This is a genomic window from Streptomyces xiaopingdaonensis (assembly GCF_000262345.1).
GTDB classification, from domain to species: Bacteria; Actinomycetota; Actinomycetes; order Streptomycetales; family Streptomycetaceae; genus Streptomyces; species Streptomyces xiaopingdaonensis.
Map to the genome: position 1 here is coordinate 1 of NZ_AJTQ01000341.1, position 5,407 is coordinate 5,407.

4 protein-coding genes and 1 pseudogene are annotated in these 5,407 nt (G+C 73.0%); 3 read left to right on the top strand and 2 right to left on the bottom strand.

Going from position 1 to position 5,407, the window contains the following annotated elements:
- A pseudogene (locus UWG_RS31090) lies at window positions 1–380 on the bottom strand (hypothetical protein); the annotation flags it as partial.
- 82 nt (window positions 381–462) lie between these two features.
- Window positions 463–1,683: a trypsin-like serine peptidase gene (locus tag UWG_RS0125825; RefSeq protein WP_033196381.1), complete on the bottom strand. Its 1,221-nt coding sequence runs from the start codon at window positions 1,681–1,683 to the stop codon at window positions 463–465.
- A gap of 235 nt (window positions 1,684–1,918) precedes the next feature.
- Between UWG_RS0125825 and UWG_RS0125830 the strand changes: the two genes are divergently transcribed.
- The 3 genes from UWG_RS0125830 to UWG_RS0125840 form a co-directional block, all read left to right on the top strand.
- Window positions 1,919–3,850, top strand: coding sequence for an IucA/IucC family protein (locus tag UWG_RS0125830; protein WP_016910088.1), 1,932 nt, complete (start codon window positions 1,919–1,921; stop codon window positions 3,848–3,850).
- A 26-nt stretch (window positions 3,851–3,876) separates the two neighbouring features.
- Entirely contained in the window at window positions 3,877–4,581 is a 705-nt protein-coding gene (locus tag UWG_RS0125835; RefSeq protein ID WP_016910089.1) for a GNAT family N-acetyltransferase, read from the top strand.
- Between the two features lie 46 nt (window positions 4,582–4,627).
- On the top strand, window positions 4,628–5,407 hold a 780-nt coding region (locus tag UWG_RS0125840; RefSeq protein ID WP_016910090.1), incomplete at its 3' end, for an IucA/IucC family protein.

The following is a 5,407-nucleotide window of genomic DNA, read 5'->3' on the forward strand; positions in this document are numbered from 1 at the left end:
GCGACGCGCTTCTCGTTCTCCTCGGCCTTCCTCATCCGGGACGGCTTCCAGTGGTCCTCGATGTACGGGTTGACGAAGTCGGCCGCCTCCCTGAGCCATTGGTCGCGGTCCCACTCCTTCCAGGCCCCGTCCCGCCATGCGTCGAGGTCCTCCATGGAGGTGGGGAGGCTCTCCGGAAGCTTGTCCGGTACCCCCAGGCCCTCGTCGCCGGACCCCTTGTCGTCCTTCGCCGGCTGCTCCGGGGCGCTCACGTCCGACGCCTCCGGCTCGCCGCCCGAGCCGCACCCGGTCACCGCGACGGCGAGCGCCGCCACGAGCACCGTCGCCGTCAGCGCGGGTCTGAAGCCCCGCGGACCGCGTCCCCCGTATGTGTGTGGCATGACTGGTTTTTCCTTCTGCTTCCGAAGCGTTCGAGGCGTGCCGGGGCTGCGCCTCCGCCGGGGAGAACGCAGCCCCCGTGGATCAGCCGGCCCGGCTGACGGCGTCGAGGACGCCCTTGGCCTCCTTGCCGAGCCGCGGGCCGGCGAGCCAGTCACCGGTGACGGGGCCGATCGAGGTCACCGAGAGCAGCCACTTCCCGCTCGCGTCACGCCAGGGGCCGCCCGAGGCGCCGGCCGTCATGGAGCAGCCGATCCGGTACATGGTGGGCTGCTCGGTGTCGAGCGTCAGGCGACCGGGCTTGTCCGTGCAGCTGAACATTTTCGCGCCGTCGAACGGGGGCGAGGCCGGGTAGCCGACGGCGGTGAGGTTGCTGAGCGACTTCACGCGCGGCGTACCGAAGTTGACCTTCAACGCCGACCCGTCCACGGTCTCCTGCAGCGACTTGCCGCTGCTCTTGTCCTCCGGCTGCACGCGCAGGACGGCGAAGTCCTGCTGCGCGCCCTTGCCTCCGCGGTCGGCTCCGGTCTTGATCCAGTGGTCGGTCGTCCGCGCGTGCTTCGCCCACCAGATGTCGTACGGGGCGACGTCCTTCTTCTGGGCCTTCTCCAGCGCGGAGTTGGGGAGCCCCTTCGGGTTGTAGTCGGGGACGAAGACGACGTTCCGGAACCATCCCTTCCCCGCTCCGCCGTGCACGCAGTGCCCGGCGGTCGCGACGAGGTTCGACTTGCCGGGGTTGCCGGGGTCCTCGACGACCGAGCCCGAGCAGACCATGGCGCCCTTGGGGGTGTCCATGAAGACCTTGCCCACCGGCTTGTCCGCGCCCGTGAACGGGGTGTCCACCTGCTTCGCCGGGACCTTCGCCGGGGTGGGGTCGGTGACGCCCTCGTCCTCGCCCGTGCCGCCCTCGCCGCCGCTCGGGTCGTCCTCGATGTCCGACTCGTCGACCTCGCGCTCGTTTCCGTCGGCGTCCTTCATCCGGTCCGGGTCCCAGAGGTCCTCGATGATCGGGTTGAAGAAGTCCTTCGCCTCCTTCAGCCAGCGCTCCCGGTCCCAGTCCTTCCACTCGCCGTCGCGCCACTTCTCCAGTTCCTCGAGCGACGTCGGCAGGTCGCTGGGGAGGTCGTCGGGGAGGCCGAGCTCCCTGGCGAGTTCCTCGGGACCGGCGCTCGCGGAGGCCGAGGGCTTGTCGTCGGCGTTCTCGTCCCCCGGGCCGCAGGCAGTGGCGGTCAGGGCGAGGACCGCGACGACGGCGGCGACCGTGGGCACCGACCGGCGGCGTGCGGACCTGGATATGGATGGCATGTACGGAACTCCCCCTGGAACGGATCGTGTTGATTTGTCATGCACCGCGCCGGAGCGGGGCCGCCCCCACTATGCCCGGTGAGGTAGGGGACGGAAGCGGCAGGGTCCTCGGTTCCCCGGCCCCAACTGCTCCAGCGGAGACCGTGATTACCGCGCCGGCCGTTCGTTGCTACGTACGGGGTACAGCGGTGCGCCGAAGGGCGCGCCCCGTCGACATCGCCACAGGAGACCTCAGTTGAACGTGCGCTCCGGAACCGAGAGCAGCCTGCCGGGCCCTGCCCACTCCGTCGGCTTCGCCTTCCCGCGGCAGTGGCGTCCGCAGACCGAAGGATGCGGAAGTGAACCGCCGTCCCCTGCCCGCGAGTCGGCGCACGAGGATCTGCCCCACGCCCCCGCCCCGTTCGACCAGGCGGACGCCGCAGCCACGGAGAACCTCCTCCGCTGCTGGGTCCGCGAGACCTCGTTCCCCTGCGGCACGGAGGGCTTCCTCCGCGTGCCGCTCCCCGCTTCCGGCACGGCGCTGCGCGTCCCCGTGCTCCACGCCTCGCCCACGGGCCTGCACCGGTTCGGCCGCCCCCGACTCGAAGGCGTCCCGCAGGAGGCACCCGAGCTCGACGCCGTCACCCTGGCCGCCCTCATCTCCCGCGAGGCGGCGCACCTCACCGGCACGACCGACGCCGGCCACGCCACCGAACTCGTGGGCCGTGTCGCCGACTCGGTGCAGCGCACCGCCCTCTTTCTCACCGAACGCCGGGCCGCTCCCCGATCGCCGAACGGCACCGGCGCCTTCCTCGAGGCGGAGCAGGCGCTCGTCTTCGGACACCCGCTCCACCCCACCCCGAAGAGCCGCGAGGGGCTCTCGGAAGGCGAAGCCCGCCTCTACTCCCCGGAGTTGCGCGGCAGCTTCCCCCTCCACTGGTACGCCGCCGACCCCTCGCTCATCGAGAGCGAGTCCGCTTGGCAGGAGGACGACCGCACCGTCCCCGGGCTCGAACTCACCGCGCGTCTCGCCGGCGAAGACGTACGCGCCCGCCGGCCCGAGGGCACCGCGCTGCTGCCGCTCCATCCCTGGCAGGCGCGCGAGATGCGCCGGCACCCCGCCGTACAGGAGTTGACCCGCGCCGGGCTCCTCCACGACCTCGGACCCTGCGGCGCCGCATGGCACCCCACCTCGTCGGTGCGCACGGTCCACCGAGCGGACGAGAACGCCATGCTCAAGCTGTCCCTCGGCTTGCGGATCACCAACTCCCGCCGGGAGAACCTCCGCAAGGAGCTGCTGCGCGGCGCCGAGGTCCACCGCCTGCTGCGGTCCGGACTCGCCACCGAGTGGCACGCCGTGCACCCCGGCTTCGACATCCTCCGCGACCCCGCATGGCTCGGGCTCACCGACCGGAACGGCACACGCCTCCCCGGCTTCGACACCGTGGTGCGCGAGAACCCCTTCGCCCCCGGTGACGACGCCGTCTGCCTCGCCGGACTCCTGGCACCGCGCCCGGCGTCCGGGCTGCCTTCCGGCGGTCTGCGCTCGCGGCTCGCGGAGGTCGTCGAGTCGCTCGCCGTGCGCACGGGGCGCGGCCGGGGCGACGTCGCGGCCGAGTGGCTCCGGCGGTACCTCGACGCCGTGGTGCGCCCCATCCTCTGGCTCGACGCCCATGCGGGGGTGGCCCTGGAAGCGCACCAGCAGAACACCCTCGTCCTCCTCGACGCCGACGGCTGGCCGGCCGGCGGCCGCTACCGGGACAACCAGGGGTACTACTTCCGCGTCTCCCGCCGCGCCGAACTCGCCCGCCGGCTGCCCGGAGTCGGCGTCGCGAGCGACTCGTTCGTCGACGACGCGGTCGTCGACGAACGCTTCGCCTACTACCTCGGCATCAACAACGTCCTCGGCACCGTCGGCACCTTCGGGGCCCAGGGCCTCGCCGACGAGGAGGCGCTGCTCGCCGTCGTCCGCGGATTCCTGGAGTCGGCGGCCGCGCCCGCCGACGGTGCGCCCGCCTCCCGCCTCGCCCAACTCCTGCTGGACACCGAGACGTTGCGGTGCAAGGCGAACCTCCTCACCAGGGCGCAGGGGCTCGACGAACTGGTCGGCCCCGTGGAGACGCAGTCCGTCTACGTCCCCCTCCCCAACCCGCTCGTCGGACGGAGCGCCGCCCGCCTCACCCACTGAAGCGACCACCCGAGAGAAGGCGAAGCATGGGGCATCCGCTGCCGCGCCAGACGTCCTCGGCCGACCCCGGCACCGACGACGACGTCGGCGTCGAGGGGCCGACCCTCCGGAAACCGCCGGAGCGTCAGGATTCCCCGTGCGGTCGCCTCCCCCTCGCAGGTCCTCCGACGGACCTCCTCGACGGCGTCGCCCGCTGGCGCCGGGCGGACACCGGGGCCGGACTCTTCCGGCTGCGGCCCGTCCGCCTGGAGGCCGACCTTCCGCTCCTCCACGGCTGGATGAACGACCCAGCCGTCGCCGCCTTCTGGGAGCTGGCGGGGCCCGCGTCGCGGACGGAGGCGCACGTGGCCGCGCAGTTGGAGGGCGACGGCCGCAGCGTCCCCTGCCTCGGCCTCCTGGACGGCGTCCCCATGAGCTACTGGGAGCTGTACCGCGCCGATCTCGACCCGCTCGCCAGGTACTGCCGGGTGCTGCCGCACGACACCGGCGTCCACCTCCTCATCGGCGGAGCCCGCGACCGCGGCCGGGGCCTCGGCACGACCCTGCTGGACGCCGTCGTCCGACTGGTGCTGGAGCACCGTCCGCGCTGCGCCCGCGTGCTCGCGGAGCCGGACGTGCGCAACCACCCCTCCGTCGCCGCCTTCCTCGCGGCCGGCTTCCGCTACCGCGAGGAGGTGGCCCTGCCCGCCAAGCGTGCCGCACTGATGGTGCGCGACCGCGCGGCTCCCTGAGGGCTGCGGCCCTCGGCGTCCCCCGTCCCCGATCAAGGAGTCACCTGTGCCGCTACCCCCGACCAGCCACGACGACGCCGACGCCCTCTCCCTCCCCGCCGGGCTCGACCGTCCCGCCTGGCAGCGAGCGGGACGCCGCATGCTCGCCAAGATGCTCGCCGAGTTCGCCTACGAGGAGATCATCGTCCCCGAACCCGACCCGGAGGCCCCCAGACCGCTGCCCGAAGACCTCCGCGGCTCGGAGCCCGCCGGCGAGCTCGCACCGGCGTACCGCCTCCCGATCGACGCGAGCCTGACGCTCCGCTTCCGCGCCCGGCGCGGCGCCTACGGCCACTGGACGATCGACCCGTCCACCATCGCACCGCCCGAACTCGATGCGCTCGGCTTCCTCGCCCGTGCCCACGCGACCGTCCTCGACCTCAGCGGTGACACCACGGGGCACCTCGTGAAGGAGCTGACCGCGACGCTCGCCGCCGATGTCCGGCTCGACGCGCTCGGAGTCTCCGCCGCCCGCCTCGCCGAGCTCGACCACGCGTCGCTGGAAGGCCACATGAGCGGCCACCCCTGGCTCGTCGCCAACAAGGGGCGGGTCGGCTTCTCGGCTTCCGACGTGGCGCGTTGGGCGCCCGAGGCGCGCGAACCGCAACGGCTGCCGTGGATCGCGGTCCGCAAGGACCTCGCCTCCTACCGCGGCACCGGTCCGCTCGCCGACCCCGAACGCCTCTACGCCGGCGAGCTCGCCCCCGAGACCCTCCAGCGCTTCCACACGGAGCTGCGCACCCGCGGCCTGCCGCCCGACAGGTTCCTCTTCCTGCCGATCCACCCG

What these genes read in the sequence shown, in the direction of transcription:
- UWG_RS0125825 (WP_033196381.1), bottom strand. Translation starts at nt 1,683, where the DNA reads ATGCCATCCATATCCAGGTCCGCACGCCGCCGGTCGGTGCCCACGGTC.
- UWG_RS0125835 (WP_016910089.1), top strand. Translation starts at nt 3,877, where the DNA reads ATGGGGCATCCGCTGCCGCGCCAGACGTCCTCGGCCGACCCCGGCACC.